The 18258-nt window shown below is 72.0% G+C and carries 19 protein-coding genes; 9 read left to right on the plus strand and 10 right to left on the minus strand.

Features of this window, described 5'->3' with window-relative positions; translation table 11 throughout:
• Window positions 1–29 precede the first annotated feature (29 nt).
• The 6 genes from OG462_RS08085 to OG462_RS08110 form a co-directional block, all read right to left on the minus strand.
• Window positions 30–722: a B3/4 domain-containing protein gene (locus tag OG462_RS08085; protein ID WP_406055873.1), complete on the minus strand. Its 693-nt coding sequence runs from the start codon at window positions 720–722 to the stop codon at window positions 30–32.
• Window positions 723–748: 26 nt separating this feature from the next.
• Entirely contained in the window at window positions 749–1348 is a 600-nt protein-coding gene (locus tag OG462_RS08090) for a transglutaminase family protein (protein ID WP_406066422.1), read from the minus strand.
• A gap of 81 nt (window positions 1349–1429) precedes the next feature.
• Window positions 1430–2509 (minus strand): threonine aldolase family protein, encoded by a 1080-nt coding sequence (locus OG462_RS08095; RefSeq protein ID WP_406055875.1) that lies wholly within the window; start codon window positions 2507–2509, stop codon window positions 1430–1432.
• Window positions 2506–3267, minus strand: a complete 762-nt coding sequence (locus OG462_RS08100) for an SDR family NAD(P)-dependent oxidoreductase (RefSeq protein ID WP_406055877.1) — start codon at window positions 3265–3267, stop codon at window positions 2506–2508. Before OG462_RS08100 ends, OG462_RS08095 begins: the two co-directional genes overlap by 4 nt.
• A 35-nt stretch (window positions 3268–3302) precedes the next feature.
• Window positions 3303–4718: a DUF6421 family protein gene (locus OG462_RS08105; protein WP_406055879.1), complete on the minus strand. Its 1416-nt coding sequence runs from the start codon at window positions 4716–4718 to the stop codon at window positions 3303–3305.
• Window positions 4719–4899: 181 nt separating this feature from the next.
• A complete protein-coding gene (locus OG462_RS08110; RefSeq protein ID WP_406055881.1) occupies window positions 4900–5451 on the minus strand; it encodes a GNAT family N-acetyltransferase in 552 nt (183 codons plus the stop codon).
• Between the two features lie 191 nt (window positions 5452–5642).
• On the opposite strand from OG462_RS08110, the gene OG462_RS08115 reads away from it, so the two are divergent.
• The 4 genes from OG462_RS08115 (at window position 5643) to OG462_RS08130 (ending at window position 8879) form a co-directional block, all read left to right on the plus strand.
• Entirely contained in the window at window positions 5643–6239 is a 597-nt protein-coding gene (locus OG462_RS08115; protein ID WP_406055883.1) for a DUF5134 domain-containing protein, read from the plus strand.
• A gap of 103 nt (window positions 6240–6342) precedes the next feature.
• Window positions 6343–7284, plus strand: a complete 942-nt coding sequence (locus OG462_RS08120) for a M56 family metallopeptidase (protein ID WP_406055885.1) — start codon at window positions 6343–6345, stop codon at window positions 7282–7284.
• 89 nt (window positions 7285–7373) lie between these two features.
• Window positions 7374–8057, plus strand: a complete 684-nt coding sequence (locus OG462_RS08125; RefSeq protein WP_406055887.1) for a phosphatase PAP2 family protein — start codon at window positions 7374–7376, stop codon at window positions 8055–8057.
• A 129-nt stretch (window positions 8058–8186) separates the two neighbouring features.
• A complete protein-coding gene (locus OG462_RS08130) occupies window positions 8187–8879 on the plus strand; it encodes a TetR/AcrR family transcriptional regulator (protein WP_406055889.1) in 693 nt (230 codons plus the stop codon).
• Here OG462_RS08130 and OG462_RS08135 read toward each other — a convergent pair.
• Window positions 8858–10297 carry an LVIVD repeat-containing protein gene (locus tag OG462_RS08135; RefSeq protein WP_406066423.1) on the minus strand — a complete coding sequence of 480 codons (1440 nt, stop codon included), beginning with the start codon at window positions 10295–10297 and terminating at the stop codon, window positions 8858–8860. The genes OG462_RS08130 and OG462_RS08135 overlap by 22 nt on opposite strands.
• Window positions 10298–10569: 272 nt before the next feature.
• On the opposite strand from OG462_RS08135, the gene OG462_RS08140 reads away from it, so the two are divergent.
• Complete coding sequence (locus OG462_RS08140; RefSeq protein WP_406055891.1) at window positions 10570–11220, plus strand: DUF305 domain-containing protein; 651 nt, start codon at window positions 10570–10572, stop codon at window positions 11218–11220.
• 52 nt (window positions 11221–11272) lie between these two features.
• Here OG462_RS08140 and OG462_RS08145 read toward each other — a convergent pair whose 3' ends face one another.
• Window positions 11273–11626 carry an ArsR/SmtB family transcription factor gene (locus OG462_RS08145; RefSeq protein ID WP_406055893.1) on the minus strand — a complete coding sequence of 118 codons (354 nt, stop codon included), beginning with the start codon at window positions 11624–11626 and terminating at the stop codon, window positions 11273–11275.
• A 124-nt stretch (window positions 11627–11750) separates the two neighbouring features.
• On the opposite strand from OG462_RS08145, the gene OG462_RS08150 reads away from it, so the two are divergent.
• A complete protein-coding gene (locus tag OG462_RS08150; RefSeq protein ID WP_406055895.1) occupies window positions 11751–12836 on the plus strand; it encodes an NADH:flavin oxidoreductase/NADH oxidase in 1086 nt (361 codons plus the stop codon).
• A 133-nt stretch (window positions 12837–12969) separates the two neighbouring features.
• Window positions 12970–14052 (plus strand): WD40/YVTN/BNR-like repeat-containing protein, encoded by a 1083-nt coding sequence (locus tag OG462_RS08155; protein ID WP_406055897.1) that lies wholly within the window; start codon window positions 12970–12972, stop codon window positions 14050–14052.
• A gap of 84 nt (window positions 14053–14136) precedes the next feature.
• On the opposite strand, the gene OG462_RS08160 is transcribed toward OG462_RS08155, so the two are convergent.
• Complete coding sequence (locus OG462_RS08160) at window positions 14137–14814, minus strand: uracil-DNA glycosylase (RefSeq protein ID WP_406055899.1); 678 nt, start codon at window positions 14812–14814, stop codon at window positions 14137–14139.
• 110 nt (window positions 14815–14924) lie between these two features.
• On the opposite strand from OG462_RS08160, the gene OG462_RS08165 reads away from it, so the two are divergent.
• The gene (locus tag OG462_RS08165) at window positions 14925–15929 is read left to right on the plus strand and encodes an N-acetylglucosamine kinase (RefSeq protein ID WP_406055901.1); all 1005 of its coding nucleotides are present in this window, start codon (window positions 14925–14927) and stop codon (window positions 15927–15929) included.
• A gap of 147 nt (window positions 15930–16076) precedes the next feature.
• Complete coding sequence (locus OG462_RS08170; RefSeq protein WP_406055903.1) at window positions 16077–17000, plus strand: sirohydrochlorin chelatase; 924 nt, start codon at window positions 16077–16079, stop codon at window positions 16998–17000.
• A gap of 153 nt (window positions 17001–17153) precedes the next feature.
• On the opposite strand, the gene OG462_RS08175 is transcribed toward OG462_RS08170, so the two are convergent.
• Window positions 17154–18209, minus strand: a complete 1056-nt coding sequence (locus OG462_RS08175; RefSeq protein WP_406055905.1) for a lactonase family protein — start codon at window positions 18207–18209, stop codon at window positions 17154–17156.
• Window positions 18210–18258 lie beyond the last annotated feature (49 nt).

Genomic DNA, 18258 nt, shown 5'->3' on the forward strand with positions numbered 1-18258 from the left:
GGCGATCCACCGCGGTCCCGCACGGCGATCTACTCCGGATCCCGCACGGTGATCCGAACCCCCGGGCTGAGCTTCTCCAGCGACTCCGCCAGCTCGGCACCGGCCGCGAGGAGCTCCTCCCCGGTCATGGGGGCGAGCGCCTCAAGCAGGAAGAACGCGTCGACGGTGTCGTCGTCGATGCGGGTACGGGGGCCCTGGCGCCAGTTCCAGCGGCGGCAGGTCACGCCCTCCTCGTCGCACCAGACGATCTCCCCCGGCTCGGGGTGCTCCACGGCCTCCGCCCCGCCCGCCATGGTGACGAAGGGCTCGTCGCCGATGGCCCGGACCAGACGCATCGCGCCCCGGATCCTGCCCAGGTCCTCTCCGCCGACCGGGATGAGGTGGGCGACGCTGACCGCGTTGTAGGCGTCGACGAGCCGGTTGATCCGGGGCAGCCCACCGTCCGCGAGCGCGCGCCTGGCCAGCGCCTCCGCGGAGTTGCGGGTACGGGAAGGCTTGGCGCCGAACGCGGTGTACGCGGCGCGCCAGGCGGCGATGTGCGGGTCCTGGTCCGGGGTCCGGCCGTCGAGGCGCTCGGCGAGCCGCCGCGCGGCCTCGTCGAGAAGGGCCGAACTGGCGTCATCGCTGGGGCCGTTGATCAGCCCGTGGGCCTCGATCACCAGAGCGGTGAAGCCGGGTACGAGGGTGCGCACCTCGTCGGAGACGGTGAGCGTGAGATTCATGATCCGCCGTTCGCTGGTGTCCGAGGTCAGAGCTCCGTGGGGAGCGTCCGCCAGAGGTTCGGCCGGTCGGGTGCGGCGCGCAGCGCGTCCAGAACAGCCGGGTGTGGTTCAGCATAGAGCACTGGATAATCCACTTCATTGCACTCCGGTCGTACCTTCCACGCCAGCCGCTCCTCCCTCAGGGAGAACTGGGCGTCGACGCCGGGCTTGTTTCCACGTACGTCCTGACGAGCCCAGGCCCGTTCGCCGGGGAGCAGGACGGCGACGAGGCCGTGGATCACCGGGTTCGAGCCGTCGTCGTCGGCGAGCCGCTGGTAGCAGAGGGCGGCCGGGACGCCACGGGCCCGCAGGAGCGCCGCGTACGCGATCGACTTGGCGTAGCAGATGCCGGTGCGCTGCTCCAGGACGTCCGAGGCGCGCCAGGTGACGCGCGGGTCGCCGGCGTCAGCGGAGTGCGGGACGGTGTCGCGCACGCAGGCGAAGGCCGCTTCGGCGTATGCGTATGCGTCGGGGTGCCCTCCGGAGAGGTGGTTCACCACGGCACGGACCGTCGGATGCTCATGGTCGACGGCTTCGCTCGCGGCCAGGTAGGCGGCGATGTCGGGGTTCTGCTGGACGAGTTCCATGCGTTCCATGCGGGTGGAGCGTACGGAAACGGCCGGACGGAAGTCAATGACTTTCCATCCGGCCGTATATTCATGCAGCGACTAGCGGGCCAGCTCTTCCTTCAGGGCCTGGAGGAAGGCGTCCACGTCGTCCTCCGTGGTGTCGAAGGCGCACATCCAGCGCACGTCTCCGGCCGACTCGTCCCAGAAGTAGAAGCGGAAGCGCTCCTGGAGCCGCCGGGTCACGTCGTGCGGCAGGCGGGCGAAGACCGCGTTGGCCTGCACCGGGTAGAGGATCTCCACCCCGTCGACCTCGCGCACCCCGGCGGCGAGGCGCTGGGCCATCGCATTGGCGTGGCGGGCGTTGCGCAGCCACAGGTCCTTCGCGAGGAGGGCCTCCAGCTGCACCGACACGAAGCGCATCTTCGACGCGAGCTGCATCGACAGCTTGCGCAGATGCTTCATGTGGCTGACCGCGTCGGGGTTGAGGACGACGATCGCCTCGCCGAAGAGCATGCCGTTCTTCGTGCCGCCGTACGAGATGACGTCGACGCCCACCGCGTTGGTGAACGCGCGCATCGGTACGTCGAGCGAGGCGGCGGCGTTGGCTATCCGGGCCCCGTCGAGGTGCACCTTCATGCCCTTGGCGTGGGAGTGCTCGACGATCGCTCGGATCTCGTCCACCGTGTAGACGGTGCCGAGCTCCGTGTTCTGGGTGATCGAGACGACCTGCGGCATCGCCCGGTGCTCGTCCTCCCAGCCCCAGGCCTGCCGGTCGATCAGCTCGGGGGTGAGCTTGCCGTCCGGGGTCGGCACGGTGAGCAGCTTGAGGCCGCCCATCCGCTCCGGCGCCCCGCCCTCGTCCACGTTGATGTGCGCGGACTCGGCGCAGATGACAGCGCCCCAGCGGTCGGTGAGCGCCTGGAGCGCGGTCACGTTCGCCCCGGTCCCGTTGAAGACCGGGAAGGCCTCGGCGGTGGGGCCGAAGTGGCTGTGCATGATCCGCTGGAGGTGCTCGGTGTACTGGTCCTCGCCGTAGGCGACCTGGTGGCCGTCGTTGGCGAGGGCGAGGGCCGCGAGGACCTCGGGGTGGGCGCCGGCGTAGTTGTCGCTGGCGAAGCCCCGGACCGACGGGTCGTGGTGACGACGTGCGTCGGTCCTGGGGCCGAGTGCCGCGGTCACGGCTTGGGGGTCAGCCACAGACGCTGTCCATTCACTTCCTGGGCGGGCCTGCTCCACAGACCGGCGATCTCGTCGGCCAGGACCGTGACGTCGGTGAAGCCCGCGAACTTCGCGTTGGGGCGTTCGGCGCGCATGGCGTCGTGCACCAATGCCTTGATCACCAGGATCGCAGCCGCCGCCTGGGGGCCGTCGTCGCCCCCCAGCTTGCGGAACGAGTCGGCCATGGCGAGGGTCCAGGCCTCGGCGGCCGCCTTGCCGGCGTTGTACGCGGCGTTGTTGGCGAGCGGCTTGTGCGCGCCGACCTGGCTGACCAGGGCGTATCGCCCGCGGCCACCGGCCCGCAGCAGTCCGTCGTGGAAGGCCAGCGAGGTGTGCTGGACCGTACGGATCAGGAGCTTCTCCAGGAAGTCCCAGTCCGCGAGGTCGGTCTCCGTGAAGGAGGCGCTGCCGCGCCAGCCGCCGACGAGGTGGACCAGGCCGTCGATCCGGCCGAACTCCTTCTCGGTCTTCGCGGCCCAGTCGCGTGTGGCGTCCAGGTCGAGCAGGTCGACGGTGTCACCGACGACCTTGGCGCCGCCGTGCGCGTAGCGGGCGGCGTCGACGGCCTCCGCGAGGCGCGCCGGGTCGGCGTCGGCGCCGACGACGGTCGCGCCCGCTTCGGCGAGACGCATCAGCGTCGCGCGGCCCGCCGGGCCGGCCGCACCGGCGACCGCGATGACGGCGCCGTCGAGCGGCCCGCCGTTTCCGTTGGCGTTCATGGGCGACGCCTCCTCCGTGTCCTCCGTACGAGCGCTCACGCGGCAGCCCGCTCGGCCCGCTCGGTCCGCGAGACGTCGGCGGCGGTGATCCCCTTGGTGTCGGCGATCACGCCCTTCAGCTTCTTGGCGAGGGCCTCAAAGAACATGCTGAGCGGAAACTCGTCCGGAAGCACGTCGTCGACGAGCTTGCGGGGCGGGAGGGAGAGGTCGAGGGCGTCGGGGCCCTTGGCCCACTTCGATCCCGGGTGCGGGGCGAGGTAGGTGGAGACCAGCTCGTACGCCTTGAACCAGTGGACGAGCTTGGGGCGGTCGATGCCGTCGCGGTAGAGCTTCTCGATGTCGGCACAGAGCTGGTTGGTGACCTCGGGGGCCCGCTGCCAGTCGATCTTGAGGGTGTTGTCCGTCCAGCGCACCACGTCGTTCTTGTGGAGGTACGCGAAGAGGAGCTGGCCGCCGAGACCGTCGTAGTTGCGGTTGCGGTCGCCGGAGAGCGGGAAGCGGAACATCCGGTCGAAGAGGACCGCGTACTGCACGTCACGGCCGTGGGTGTTGCCCTCGGCCTCCAGCTTCACGGCCTCCTTGAAGGCGGTGAGGTCGCAGCGGAGCTCTTCCAGGCCGTACATCCAGAAGGGCTGGCGCTGCTTGATCATGAAGGGGTCGAAGGGCAGGTCGCCGTGGCTGTGGGTGCGGTCGTGGACCATGTCCCAGAGCACGAAGGCCTTCTCGCAGCGCTCCTGGTCGTCGATCATCGCGGCGATGTCGGCGGGCAGCTGGATACCGAGGGTGTCGACGGCGGCCTCGGTGACCTTGCGGAAGCGGGCGGCCTCACGGTCGCAGAAGATGCCGCCCCAGGTGAAGCGCTCGGGGGCCTCGCGGACGGCGATGGTCTCCGGGAAGAGGACGGCCGAGTTGGTGTCGTACCCGGCGGTGAAGTCCTCGAAGGTGATGCCGCAGAAGAGCGGGTTGTCGTAGCGGGTGCGCTCCAGCTCGGAGAGCCACTCCGGCCACACCATGCGGAGCACGACGGCTTCGAGGTTGCGGTCGGGGTTGCCGTTCTGCGTGTACATCGGGAACAGCACCAGGTGCTGGAGCCCGTCGACGCGGTCGGCGGCCGGCTGGAAGGCGAGCAGCGAGTCCAGGAAGTCCGGGACGGTGAAGCCGCTCTCGGCCCACTTGCGCAGGTCGGTGGCGAGGGCGCGGTGGTAGGCGCCGTCGTGCGGGACGAGCGGGGAGAGCTGCTCGACCGCGGCGGTGACCCGGTCGAGGGTCAGCTCGGCCACGGCTCGGGCAGGCGCGTCCTCGCGCTCGAAGTCGATGGAGCCGTCCGCGCTCTGCCAGGCGCGGATCTCCTCCACGGCATTCTTGAGCTCGGGCCAGGCGGGGTGGTCGATCACCCGGGCGGCGGTGGATATCCCCCCACCAGTCACGTCCTGCACAAGAATTTCCGTCATGCCTCTTCCTCCACAGGAGAACCTCGCGTCAAGACACCGTAACCATTGACGCTTCTTCGCCACAAGGGGGTCCAAGAGAAATTATCCTGCGCGACCCCCCTGATCGCAGAAGTTTTTCCTGTCAGTCAGGGGGGAGGCCACCCTTCCGCCGTGTTGCTCGCCGTGTTGCCGGCTGCGTGGCTCAGCTCAGCGGCTTCACCAGGAGCTCGAACTCCAGGTCGTCGCGCTGGGGCACACCGAAGCGCTCGTCGCCGTACGGGAACGGGGTCGTCCGCCCGGTACGGCGGTAGCCGCGGCGCTCGTACCAGGCGATGAGCTCCTCCCGTACGGAGATCACCGTCATGTGCATCTCGCGGGCGTCCCACAGCACCCGCACCCGGCGCTCGGCCTCCGCGATGATCTGCTTGCCGAGGCCCGCGCCCTGCAGCTCGGGGCGGACCGCGAACATGCCGAAGTAGGCGGCCTCGCCGCGGTGCTCCAGCTGGCAGCAGGCGACGATCTCGCCGTCGCGCTCGACGACCAGGAGCCGGCTGCCGGGCGCGGTGATCACGGCGGCCACGCCGTCGGGGTCGGTGCGCTGCCCCTGGAGGATGTCCGCCTCGGTGGTCCAGCCGCCCCGGCTCGCGTCGCCCCGGTAGGCCGACTCGACGAGCGGTACGAGGGCCGGGACATCGTCCAGGACCGCCTCGCGATAGCTGATCCGGCCGGTCTCCTGCGACGTGGCGGTGTCCATGTGAACGGGGCTCCCCTCGGGCGCTGACGATCGCCGTACGCGATCGTCCCGAGCCTACTTGGCTGCCTCACCCCGTCCTCCGCACCTTTCACTCCCCTCTCGTACGCCTGTGCGCGCCTGTGCGCCCGCGTGTGCCCGGTCGACTGTGGGCAACCTCCCGAGAGGGGACGGCGTCGAGGGGGAGGTGTGCCGTGCACGGACCGGCCCTGTCCGGATGGTTGATGGTCGTGCTCTGCGCGGTGACGGGCGTGTACTGCCTGCTGCGGATGCGCGCGTGCGCCGGCGAGGAGCGGCGGGCCGCGGGGGGCGAGGCGGTGATGGGCTTCGGGATGGCGTCGATGGCGCTGCCCGCGGCGGTGCTCACGCCGCCGGAGTGGAGCTGGGCGGTGTACGCGGCGGTGTTCGGCGGCGCGACGCTGCACGGTCTCGCGGCGGTCCGGCGCGGCGGGCACCATCTGCACCATCTGGTCGGCTCGCTCGCCATGGTCTACATGGCGGTGTCGATGGCGGCGCCCGCCACGGGGGCGCACACGGGGCACACGGCGGGCACCGCGGGTGGCATACCCGTACTCACGGGCGGGCTGCTCCTCTATTACATGGTGTACGTGCTGCACGCGGGCGCGAGACTCGTGCCGGTCGCGATACCGGCGGCGTCGATCCCGGCGGGCGGCACGGCGTCAGGAGCGGGGCGGGTACCGGGGCCGGCCTGGGCGACCCGGCCGGAGCTGGCCCTCGCCTGCCGACTGTCGATGGCACTCGCGATGCTGGCCATGCTGGTGACCCTGTGAGGACCGCCGACCGGTAGGGCAACGGGCAACGAAACCGTGGCGTACGTCACTTGCCGCCCGCGGGCATACCCCCGACCAGTACCGCACTCATAGGCTGACGCCCATGTGGGTCTCCCTCGCGCTGCTCCTGCTCGGCGTTCTGACCGCCCTCGCCGCCCCCCGGCTGCTGTCGCGGGCGGACTGGGTGGAGCGAGAACCCGTGGTGGCCCTCTGGGTGTGGCAGTGCGTGGTCGCCGCCGTACTGCTGAGCTTCGCGCTCTCCATGACGTTCAGCGCGTCGACCGCCTGGCAGGCCGTTCGGGGGCAGGTCTTCGCGCCCGCGCCGCGCGCGGTGGTCGACGCGTACGAACTGGGGACGACCGGGCCCTGGTCCGCGGTGCTCGCGGTGGCCCTGGCGGCCGGCGGGGTCTGGTCCGGGGCGATGCTGGGCCGGGAGTTCAGCCAGGCGCGGGCCCGGCGCAGACAGCGCCGCTGCGATCTGCTCGTCCGCGCGCCCCTGCTGCCCGGGGAGCAGCCGGGCAGCGAGCGTCTCGTGGTCCTGGAGGGCGAGCGGGCGAACGCCTGGTGGCTGGCGGGGAGTACGCCCCAGCTGGTCATCACGACGGCGGCGCTGCGGCGCCTGAAGGGGCGCCAGCTGGACGCCGTCCTGGCGCACGAGCAGGGGCACGCGCGCGCACGGCACGACTGGCTGCTGCACTGCTCGGCGGCGCTGGCCGCCGGCTTCCCGGGGATCCCGGTCTTCGCGGCCTTCCGTGAGGAGATGCACCGGCTGGTGGAGCTGGCCGCCGACGATGTGGCCTCGCGCCGGTTCGGGCGGCTGACGATCGCGCTCGCCCTGGTCGAACTGAACGAGGACCGGGGCGTGTTCGGGCCGGGCCAGGCCCCGTACGGCGACCTGCCGCAGCGGGTGAACCGTCTGCTGACCGCGGCGCCCCGGCTCACGGCCGGCCGTCGGCTCCGTCTCACCGCGGCCGCTTCCCTGGTGCCGGTGGTCCCGGTGCTCGTGGCCTTCGTCCCGGCGCTCAGCGCGCTGGGACAGGGGTGACGTCAGGCGCGCCGGTCCGGGCGCGCGCGACGGCGCGCGCGGGGAGCGCGAAGGATCGTCCGGGGCTGCTCGTCGGGCAGGATCGACTCATGCGCTCCTCCGCCGTGATCTCCGGGGTCCTGGCCGTTCTCCTGCTCGTCCTCGTCGCGGTGGGGTGGGCGCCCCTGCTCTCCTTCGACCGGTCGGTGGTCGAGACGCTCCACCGTGACGCGGTGGCCGACCCCGGGCTCACGCAGGCGCACCGCATCCTCAGCGACTGGGTGTGGGACCCGTGGACGATGCGCGCCCTGGCCGCCGCGGCCGTGGTGCTGCTGTGGTGGCGGCGGGAGCGGCGCCTTGCCGTCTGGGTGGCCGCGACGAGCCTGCTCGCGGTGGGGCTCCAGCAGGGCCTCAAGACACTGGTGGGGCGGGCTCGGCCGCAGTGGACCGACCCGGTCGACTCGGCGCGCTACGCCGCCTTCCCGTCCGGGCACGCGATGACGGCCATGGTCACCTGCGGGCTGCTGCTCTGGGTGCTGTCCCTGCGATGGCGGGACGAGTGGCGCGGCTGGGGCACGCTCGCGGGCGTGGCGCTCGTCTCGGTGCTCGGGGTCGGCTGGACCCGGGTCTACCTGGGCGTGCACTGGCCCACGGACGTGCTCGGGGGCTGGCTGCTCGGCTGGTGCTGTGTCGCCGTGGCGGTCCTGACGTACCGCTGGAGCGAGCGGCGCGTCCCCCGGCCCGGCTCCGAAGACGCCCATGACAAGGGGAGCAGAATGGGAGGAACAGGATGAAGCCGCCTGTTCTGGACGATCCCCCGTGTCGCCCAGAACAGACGGCATCCCCGGCGGTCTGCCACACGGGCATGCCGACGGGATGCGCCGAGTATATTGGCTGGCAGCCAGTCAACGCAGGAGTCCAGCATGTCCCCGCGTAGCCCATCGGTCAATGAAGAGCTTCGACGCAGGTCCCGGGAGCGCATTCTGCAGGCCACGGTGGAGCTGGTCGACACGCACGGCTACGAGGCGACGACGCTCGGCGACATCGCGGAGCGGGCCGGTTCGGCGCGGGGGCTGATCTCGTACTACTTCCCCGGCAAGCGGCAGCTTCTGCAGGCTGCGGTGCACCGGCTGATGCATCTCACCCTGGAAGAGGCTCTGGAGCGCGAGCCGCGCACGGAGGACGGCCGCGAGCGCATGGCGCGCGCGATCGACGCGATCCTGGGGCTCGCGGCGGAGCGCCCCACCCTGATGCGGACCCATATGGCGGGAATCCTGCAGGCCGAGGGGTTCGTGCAGTGCGAGGAGCAGCAGCGCCTCGCGTTCCTGCTGCGGGACACGGTCACGCGGTACGGGTCCGAGGACGTGGACACGGACTATCCGATGCTGCGTGCCCTGCTGATGGGTGCGGTGGTGGCGGTGCTGCTTCCCGGCGCCAAGATGCCGCTGGCGCGGCTGCGGTCGGAGCTGTTCCACCGCTACGGCCTGGACTGGGAGGCGGGCGCGCCGCCGGACGGGGGTCCGCCCGACGGCGCGCCGTCGCTCAGGCCGTCAGCCGGCCGTCGTGAGCCGACGGCCGGCGCTCACGACTCCGGTCAGTCGTCGAAGTCGAAGTAGTCCGGCTGGGTCTGGACGTTGAGCTCGTCCATCCGGATCCGCTTCGCGGGGTCGGTACGGCGGTCGGAGAGCTTCAGGACGTCGAAGCCCTTGGCGATGTCGTTCGAGTAGATGTAGCCGTTGTAGTAGTACGCGGACCACGAGCCACCGGTCGCGACGGTGGTGGCGGACAGCGGACCGCGCTCGAAGTAGGCGATCTCCTTGGGCTTGCGGGAGTCGGTGAAGTCCCAGACGGAGACGCCGCCCTGGTACCAGGCCTGGACCATGAGGTCCTTGCCCTTGACCGGGATCAGCGAGCCGTTGTGGGCGACACAGTTCTCGGTGTCGGCCTGGTGGCGCGGGATCTTGAAGTAGCTGCGGAAGACGAGCTTGCTCTTCTTGCCCTTGCCGACGATGTCGTAGATGCCGTCGGCACCGCGGTTCGGACCGACCACGGCGTTGCAGGTGGCCGCGCCGCCGCCGCCGAGCTCGTCGGTGAAGACGACCTTGTTGGCCTTCTGGTTGAAGGTCGCGGAGTGCCAGAACGCGAAGTTGACGTTGTCCTGGACCTGGTCGATCACCCGCGGGTGCGCGGGGTCCTCGATGTCGAAGAGGATGCCGTCACCCATGCAGGCGCCGGCCGCGAGGTCCTTCTCCGGCAGCACGGTGATGTCGTGGCAGCCCGTGGTCTTGGAGACACCCGGGTTGGTCGGACCGCCCGGGTTGCCGCCGCCGTCCGGGCCCTCGCCCGGGAAGAGAACGGGGAAGCTCACGATCGCGGCCTTCTCGGGCGCCTTGCGGGGCACCTTGATGACCGAGATGCCGTCGTGCGGGGGCTGGCAGTCCGGGAACGCGGCGTTGGGCGAGTACGAGGAGACGTAGACGTACACGTCCTTGCGCTTCGGCACCAGCGTGTGGGTGTGCGAACCACAGGCGGTCTCGACGGCGGCGACGTACTTCGGGTTGGCGATGTCGCTGATGTCGAAGATCTTCATGCCCTCCCAGGATTCCTTCACCGAGGCGGGCTGCGAGGTGCTGGTGCAGGAGTTGTCGCTGCGGGAGGAGTCCGTCGAGAGGAAGAGCAGGTCCCCGGAGACGGAGATGTCGTTCTGGGAACCCGGGCAGAGGACCTGGGCGACGGTCTTCGGGGCCTTCGGGTTGCTGATGTCGAAGATCCGGAAGCCGTCGTAGTTGCCGGCGAAGGCGTACTTGCCCTGGAACGCGAGGTCCGAGTTGGTGCCCGGGAGGGCGTCCTTGGGGATGTTGGCGAGGTGCTCGATGTTCGAGCTGTGGACGATCTCGTCCACGCCGGGTATCTCACCGCTCTGTATCGCCGAGCGCGCCTCGGCCGCCTGCTCCGAGGAGACCTTGCCCTGGACGAGGGCGTCGCCGGGGTCGGGGGTCGCGGTGGCGGGGCCGGCCACGAGCAGTGTGGCCATCAGCCCGGCCGCGGCGGATGCCACTCCCAGGCGTCTGAGCCGGGCACGCGGGTCGCGCGTGATGGACGTGGTACGCGGGGTACGCAACGAAGTCACTCCGTCCTCCCTGGTATCCGTTCAGCGTTGAACGGGTGTTGGACCCCGGCAGTATCTTCCTTGCCGTGCACATCTCAACAGATGGCAACACAGACGTAATGAAGGTTTTTGATCGGTCACCCCGAGAAAAGTGCTAGGAACGGTCACTGTCCCCGCAAGAACATCTGGAGGTCGCGTTGTTGATCCGCCGTCAGCGTGCCGTCGTCGCCGTGGCCCTGTCCGCCGTCGCCGTACTCGCCCTGGCCGCCTGCGAGTCGGGGCCCGACAAGGGCACCCCGGAGGCCAAGGCCTCGACCGGGACCACGGTGGTCGCGCCGGGCAAGCCCGGTGAACCGGCCAGGCGGATATCCCCGGAGGAGGCCGCGAAGCTGCTCCCGGACGAGAGCCCGAACGGCGCCGACTTCACCTATGTGCAGATGATGGTCGTACACCACCGACAGGCCCTGACGATGACGGCGCTGGCCCCCCAACGGGCGGGTTCACCCCAGGTCAAGAAGGTGGCCGAGCGGATCGCGGCGGCACAGCAGCCCGAGATCGGCGCGATGGAAGGTTGGCTGAAAAACAACGGTGGCCCGCGCGAACAGGCGGGCCACGACCATCACGCGATGCCGGGCATGGCGACCGAGGCGCAGCTGAAGGAACTGAGGAACGCGAAGGGCAAGGCCTTCGACGAACTGTTCCTGAAGCTGATGATCACGCACCACGAGGGGGCGGTGACGATGGCCGCCGAGGTCCTGAGCGAGGGCAACAACGTCCTCGTGGAGGAGATGGCGAACGACGTGATCGCTCAGCAGACGGCGGAGATCGGGAGGATGCGGGGGCTCTAGGCGGGGCTGTGGGCGGGCGCGGGCCGGCCTGCGGGGCGCGCGCCCGTACCCCCTAGGCCGTCTCGTCCTCACGGGCGGCCTGGGCTCCGGCCGCCGCCAGGACCGCGCCGAGGAGGCCCGGGAAGAGGGCTTCGAGGTCGTCCTCGCGCAGGGCGTTCAACTTGGCCGTGCCGCGGTACGTCTGCTGGATGACGCCACCCTCGCGCAGCACCCGGAAGTGGTGCGTCGTCGTGGACTTGGTCACCGGGAGGTCGAAGTACGAGCAGCTCAGCTCGGCGCGCTCGCGCGCCATGTCCCGCACGATCCGCAGACGCACCGGATCCGAGAGCGCGTGCAGCACCGCCTCCAGGCGGATCTGGTCGCGCGTGGGGTGTTCGAGGGCGCGGGGGCTGGTGGCGGTCGTCATGGCGGCGGCTCCACTTCATCCGGGATACGGGCCATTGTACGAGAACCCTCGTAGTTTGACAGACGCCGTACTACGATGGTTACCGTACTAGCGTCCTTCGAGGCATCCCGAAACGGAGTCCGTCATGAGCGTCGCCCTGTTCGAGCCCTACACCCTGAGGTCGCTGACCGTCCCCAACCGGGTCTGGATGGCACCGATGTGCCAGTACTCGGCGGAGATGACCGGACCCGACGCGGGTGTCGCCACGGACTGGCACTTCGCCCACTACGCCTCCCGGGCCACCGGCGGCACCGGACTGATCCTGGTCGAGGCGACCGCCGTAGCCCCCGAGGGCCGGATCAGCCCGGCGGACCTCGGCCTCTGGAACGACACCCAGACCGAGGCCCTCCGGCGGATCGCCACTTTCCTCAAGGAGCACGGCACCGTCCCCGGCATCCAGATCGGGCACGCGGGCCGCAAGGCCTCGACCAAGCGCCCCTGGGAGGGCCGCGGGCCCGTCCCCGAGGGCGGCCCCCGCTGGCAGCCCGTCGCACCTAGCCCGGTCGAGTTCGCCGAGGGCTACCCGGTACCGACCGAGCTGACCGTCGAGAAGATCCAGGAGATCACCGGCCAGTTCGCGGACGCGGCCCGCCGCGCCCTCGACGCCGGCTTCCAGGTCATCGAGGTGCACGGCGCCCACGGCTACCTGATCGGCGAGTTCCTCTCCCCGCACAGCAACCACCGCACCGACGCGTACGGCGGTTCCTTCGAGAACCGGACCCGCCTCGCCCTGGAGGTCGTCGACGCCGTGCGGTCCGTGTGGCCCGAGGAGCTCCCCGTCTTCTTCCGCATCTCGGCCACCGACTGGCTGGAGGAGCAGGGCTGGACGGTCGACGAGACCGTACGGTTCGCCGCGCTGCTCCGTGAGCACGGCGTCGATCTCCTCGACGTCTCCAGCGGTGGCAACGGCGGACCGGCCGAGATCCCGGTGGGCCCCGGCTACCAGGTCCCCTTCGCGGCCCGCGTCAAGGCCGAGACCGGGCTGCCCGTGGCCGCCGTCGGCCTGATCACCGAGAGCGGGCAGGCCGAGAAGATCGTCGCCAACGGCGAGGCGGACGCGGTCCTCCTCGGCCGCGAGCTGCTGCGCGACGCCTCCTGGGCCCGCCGCGCCGCCCGCGAGCTGGGCGCGGCGACGCACGCGGCGCCGCCGCAGTACGCCTGGGCGATCTGACGACCGCGAAGTGACCGCCGGAGCCTGAGACACCGCCGCGCGGCAGGGGCGCGGGAGTGTCCGGGGGCCGTTGTCAGTGGCCGGGTGCAGACTGACCCGTATCCGCGACAACGGCGTCCTGGAGGTGGCAGCCATGCCCGACGTACTCCTATCCGTAGGCACCCGCAAGGGGCTCTTCATCGGCCGCAGGCACGACGGCCGATGGGAGTTCGACGATCCGGCCTTTCCCGCGCAGGCGGTCTACTCGGTCGCCGTCGACACCCGGCGGCCGACCCCGCGTCTGCTCGCGGGCGGGGACAGCGCCCACTGGGGGCCGTCCGTCTTCCACTCCGACGACCTCGGCAGGACGTGGACCGAACCGGCGCGACCGGCCGTGAAGTTCCCCGAGGACACCGGGGCCTCTCTTGAGCGCGTCTGGCAGCTGCACCCTGCACCGGAGCACTCCCCCGGCGTCGTGTACGCGGGCACGGAGCCGGCCGCGCTCTTCCGGTCGGCGGACGGCGGGGAGTCCTTCGAGCTCGTCCGCCCGCTGTGGGAGCACCCGACCCGCTCCCAGTGGGTGCCGGGCGGAGGCGGGGAGGCCGTGCACACCGTGGTGACCGACCGGCGCGACCCGGCGGCCGTAACGGTCGCGGTGTCCACCGCCGGGGTGTTCCGCTCACAGGACGGCGGGGCCGCCTGGGAGCCCTCCAACAAGGGTGTGTCGGCGGTGTTCCTGCCGGATCCGCACCCCGTGTTCGGGCAGTGCGTCCACAAGATCGCCCAGGACGCGGGCAATCCGGACCGGCTCTATCTCCAGAACCACTGGGGCGTCTTCCGCAGCGACGACTCCGGCGCAGGCTGGACGGACATCGGTTCCGGGCTGCCGTCCGACTTCGGCTTCGCGGTCGCCGCGCACCCGCACCGCCCGGACACCGCCTATGTCTTCCCCATCACCGCGGACTCCGACCGGGTCCCGGCCGGCCGCCGGTGCCGGGTCTACCGGACGACCGACGCCGGGGCCACCTGGGAGCCGCTGACCCGGGGGCTGCCCGAGGGCGACCACTACGGCACGGTGCTCCGGGACGCGCTGTGCACGGACGACGCGGACCCGGCGGGCGTGTACTTCGGCAACCGGAACGGCGAGCTGTACGCGAGCGCGGACGACGGGGACAGCTGGCAGCTCCTGGCGGAGCACCTGCCGGACGTGCTGTGCGTGCGGGCGGCGGTGATCTGACGGCGCGGGGCGCCGGGATCGGAGGAGTCGATCAGGGCGCCGTGCAGTGGTCCGGCGCCCTTTCGTTCTCCGCCGGGCCGAGGGTCACGGCAGGCGCCAGTCCACGGGCTGAGCGCCCTGCTTCAGGAGGAGTTCGTTCGCGCGGCTGAACGGGCGGGAGCCGAAGAAGCCGCGGTCCGCCGACATCGGGGACGGGTGCGCGGACTCGATCGCCGGCAGGTTCCCGAGGAGCGGGCGGGCGTTGCGGGCGTCGCGGCCCCACAGGATCGACACCAGCGGCTTGCCGCGTGCGGCGAGCGCGCGAATGGCCTGCTCGGTCACCTCTTCCCAGCCCTTGCCGCGGTGGGCGGCCGGCTTGCGCGGGGCGGTGGTCAGCGCCCTGTTGAGGAGGAGGACGCCCTGACGGGTCCAGGGAGTCAGGTCGCCGTTCGACGGCCGGGGCGTCCCGAGGTCGGTGTGCAGTTCCCGGAAGATGTTCTCCAGACTGCCCGGCAGCGACTGGACCTCGGGCGCGACCGCGAAGCTCAGTCCGATCGCCATTCCCGGTGTCGGATAGGGGTCCTGACCCACGATCAGGACCCGCACCTCGTCGAAGGGCTGCTGGAAGGCCCGCAGCACATGCTGTCCGGCCGGCAGATACGTCCGGCCCGCGGCGATCTCCGCCCGCAGGAAGTCACCCATCTCCGCCACACGGCCTGCCACGGGGCTCAGGGCCTCCGCCCAGCCGGGCCCCACCAGTTCGTTCAAGGGTCGCGCTGTCACGGTCCGTCACTCTACCGGCCTACACGGACACCCCGGTCCGGGCGCCTTCCCGGCCCACCCCCTAGAATCCGCCCACTCCCCCGCCCCACCCGTTGCGAGGACGGTGCACCGTGGTTTCCGTGGCTTCCGTGAACGATCCGTCCGGCGCTCTGGTCGTCGGTGTCGACTCCGGGGGTTCGGGGCTCCGGATCGCGCTGGCCGAGGCGGCGAGCGGCACCGTGCTCGACACCCGGTCCTCGCGTGAACCCGTGCGGACCGGCCCCGGCGGGATCTCCGCCCGGCACTTCCTCGATCAGGTCCTGCCGGCCGTCGGCGCCCTGACGGAGCCTCATGGCGCGCGGCCGGTCGTCGCCGTGGCCGTGGGCGCCGCCGGGATGGCGACCCTCGGGGACGAACTGCGGGCCGAGCTGCCGGAAGCCTTCGCCGAGGCCTGGGGCGTACGGCGGCTCGCCCTCGCGGCCGACGCGGTCACGGCGTACGCCGGAGCACTCGGGCAGCGGGCGGGGGCCGTCGTCGCGGGCGGCACGGGGATGATCGCGCTCGGCACGGATCTGACGTCCTGGCGGCGGGCCGACGGCTGGGGCCACCTCCTCGGCGACTGCGGCAGCGGCGCCTGGATCGGCCGGGCCGGTTTGGAGGCGGCCATGCGCGCGTACGACGGGCGGCGCGGCGGTTCGGCGGCGCTCCTGGCCCGGGCGGAGAAGCTGTTCGGGCCGGCGGCGGGCCTGCCGGGCACGCTCTACCCCCGTACCGACCGGCCCGCGGTGCTCGCCTCCTTCGCCCCCGAGGTCGGGCGGTGCGCCGCGGAGGACCCGGTGGCGGCGGACATCCTGGCGCGGGCTGCCGGACACATCGCGGAGGCCGCCGAGGCGGCGTGCCCGACCCGACCGGGGGCTCTGGTGGCGCTGACGGGTGGCCTGTTCAAGATGGGCGACCCCCTGCTCGTACCGCTGCGCTCGGCGCTCGGGGAGCGGATCCCGCAGGCCCGGACGGTGGCCCCCGCGGGGGATCCGCTGGCCGGTGCGGTCGCGCTCGCGACGGCGCACGCCACCGGCACGCTGCGGCTGCCGGAAGACCCTTCACTGCTGTGTCTGTTCGGGAAGGCCGCCCCCTAGGCGGCGACATCCGCCCAGGTGGGAGGCGGTGCGTCGGGCCCTGACGGGGGTGCAGACCGGATTTCGGACGGGACATAGGGGGACAGAAGGCGCATGATCGTACCTCAGCCGACGCCGCCCCGGGCGAAACCAGTAGCATGCGGCGCCATGAGCTCCCCCAATGGGCCTGCTTCCGGCCTGCCTGTACGAATGCCTCGACCCCGTCAGTCCGGGCGGCACCGTCGCCCCGAACCCGCGGCGGCGCCCGAGGGCGCTCCCGCACTGGTTCTCGCTGTGCCCGGCGCGCCGTCCGCCGCCATACGCTCGCTGGCCGAAGAGGTCGTGAGCATCGCCCGTTCCGAGCTGCCCGGCCTCGACGCCCTGATCGGCTTCGTCGAGGGCGACGACAGCGAGTACCCCTCGCTCGCGACCGTGCTGACGGTCGCCGCCAGACTGCGCACCGAGCGGTACGAGCTGGCCGTGGCCGCCGGCCGCGAGGTCAGCGCCCCCACCGGCCCCGCCTCGGTCGTCGTGCCGCTGCTCGCCGGTCCGGACAGCGCCCAGACGCGCCAGGTCCGCCAGGCCGTCATGGACGCCGGCAACACCGCCGAGCTGACCGATGTCCTCGGCCCGCACCCGCTGCTCGCCGAGGCGCTGCACGTGCGTCTCTCCGAGGCGGGTCTGGCCCGTGCCGACCGCGCCCGGCTCTTCACGGTCGCGACGGCCGCCGACGGCATCATCCTCGCCACGGTCGGTGGCGAGGAGGCCGTCCAGGCCGCGGGGATCACCGGCATGCTGCTCGCCGCGCGCCTCGCCGTGCCGGTGATGGCCGCCGCGCTCGACCAGGAGGGTTCGATCGCCTCCGTCGCCGAGCAGCTGCGTGCCACCGGTTCGGAGCAGCTGGCCCTCGCCCCGTACCTGATCGGCCCGGAGCTGGCCGACGGTCTCCTTGAGGTGGCCTCGAAGGAGGCCGGGTGCGCCGCCGCCGAACCGCTGGGCGCCTACCCGGCGATCGGCAAGCTGGTGTTCTCGCAGTACACGGCCGCCCTGGGCATCCCGCCGCAGCAGCCGCAGGGCGCGCCCTCGCTCTGAGCGCCGCGACCCCGCCCGTACGTCGAAGGGCCCGCACCGGACATCCGGTGCGGGCCCTTCGACGTACGGGCGGAGCTGCGGAGGCCGGCACGGCCGGGCGTCGCGGGGTCCGCCACGGCGGGGCGGGGTCGCCCAGTCCGCTACGGGCGGGCCTCAGCCGAAGACGACACAGGAGGCCGCCGGGGCCTCGATCGAACCCACGCGCGCAGGGATCCCGGTCTCCGGGTCGAGGCGGAACCAGGTGACGTCGCCGGAGCGCTCGTTGGCCGCGTACAGGTGCCGACCGGACGGGCCGAGGGTCAGATCGCGGGGCCAGGTGCCGCCGCAGGGCACGGTGGCGACCAGGGCGACCTTGGCGCCGTCGGGGTCGAGGGCGAGCACGGCGAGGGTGTCGTCACCGCGCACGGCGGCCCACAGGAAGCGCCCGTCGGGGGCGACGACGACCTCGGACGGGTAGCTCGGACCGAGGGTGCCCTCCGGGACGACGGGGGTCTCGCCGAGCGGTTCGAGCACACCGGCCTCGGCGTCCCAGCGGCAGACGGTGAGGGTGGGTTCCAGCTCGTTCAGGACGTACGCGTGCGTGCCTGCCGGGTGGAAGGCGAGATGGCGCGGACCGGTGCCGGGACGCAGCGCGGTCTCGCCGTGCAGGGTGAGCGCCCCGCTGTCGGGGTCGAGGGCACAGACCCGTACGGAGTCGGTGCCGAGGTCCACGCTGACGATCCAGCGGCCACTGGGGTCGGGGAGCACCTGGTGGGCGTGCGGGTCGGCCTGCCGCGAGGTGACGGGTCCGCTCCCCTCGTGCCGCAGGACGGTCGTGGCCTGCCGGGCGGTGCCGTCCCCGGCCAGGGGCAGGGCGGTCACGCTGCCGGAGGTGTAGTTGGCGGTGACCAGGTGCCCGGCGGCGACGGCGAGGTGGGTGGGTCCCGCGCCGTCGACGGGGACGGGCGCCCCGAGGGGCCGGGGTACGGGCCCGCTGACGTCGAAGGCGGCGACGGCTCCCGCCTCGGTCTCGGACACGGCGTGCAGCACGGGGCCCGCGACGGCGAGGAAGGAGGGGTCGGCGAGGGCGTCGTCGGCACCGGTGACGGTCAGCGCGCCCGTCTCCTGGTCCACGTCGGCGGCGAGCACGCCTCGCCCGCCCGCCGAGGTGAAGGAGCCGATGTACGCCCGTATCGCGCTCCGGCCCTGAAGCGTCCCTGTGCCGCCCACGGTGCCTCCCCTGTCCCCTGGGGCCGGTCGCGGTCGACCGGCCTGCGTC

Origin of the sequence: Streptomyces sp. NBC_01077 (assembly GCF_045162855.1) — a bacterium.
Lineage (GTDB): Bacteria > Actinomycetota > Actinomycetes > Streptomycetales > Streptomycetaceae > Streptomyces.

Bases quoted from the DNA above. Each gene is read 5' to 3' on its own strand.
- OG462_RS08085 (WP_406055873.1), bottom strand. From the start codon at position 722: ATGAATCTCACGCTCACCGTCTCCGACGAGGTGCGCACCCTCGTACCC.
- OG462_RS08090 (WP_406066422.1), bottom strand. From the start codon at position 1,348: ATGGAACTCGTCCAGCAGAACCCCGACATCGCCGCCTACCTGGCCGCG.
- OG462_RS08100 (WP_406055877.1), bottom strand. From the start codon at position 3,267: ATGAACGCCAACGGAAACGGCGGGCCGCTCGACGGCGCCGTCATCGCG.
- OG462_RS08105 (WP_406055879.1), bottom strand. From the start codon at position 4,718: ATGACGGAAATTCTTGTGCAGGACGTGACTGGTGGGGGGATATCCACC.
- OG462_RS08110 (WP_406055881.1), bottom strand. From the start codon at position 5,451: ATGGACACCGCCACGTCGCAGGAGACCGGCCGGATCAGCTATCGCGAG.
- OG462_RS08120 (WP_406055885.1), top strand. From the start codon at position 6,343: ATGTGGGTCTCCCTCGCGCTGCTCCTGCTCGGCGTTCTGACCGCCCTC.
- OG462_RS08125 (WP_406055887.1), top strand. From the start codon at position 7,374: ATGCGCTCCTCCGCCGTGATCTCCGGGGTCCTGGCCGTTCTCCTGCTC.
- OG462_RS08130 (WP_406055889.1), top strand. From the start codon at position 8,187: ATGTCCCCGCGTAGCCCATCGGTCAATGAAGAGCTTCGACGCAGGTCC.
- OG462_RS08135 (WP_406066423.1), bottom strand. From the start codon at position 10,297: ATGGCCACACTGCTCGTGGCCGGCCCCGCCACCGCGACCCCCGACCCC.
- OG462_RS08145 (WP_406055893.1), bottom strand. From the start codon at position 11,626: ATGACGACCGCCACCAGCCCCCGCGCCCTCGAACACCCCACGCGCGAC.
- OG462_RS08150 (WP_406055895.1), top strand. From the start codon at position 11,751: ATGAGCGTCGCCCTGTTCGAGCCCTACACCCTGAGGTCGCTGACCGTC.
- OG462_RS08155 (WP_406055897.1), top strand. From the start codon at position 12,970: ATGCCCGACGTACTCCTATCCGTAGGCACCCGCAAGGGGCTCTTCATC.
- OG462_RS08170 (WP_406055903.1), top strand. From the start codon at position 16,077: ATGAGCTCCCCCAATGGGCCTGCTTCCGGCCTGCCTGTACGAATGCCT.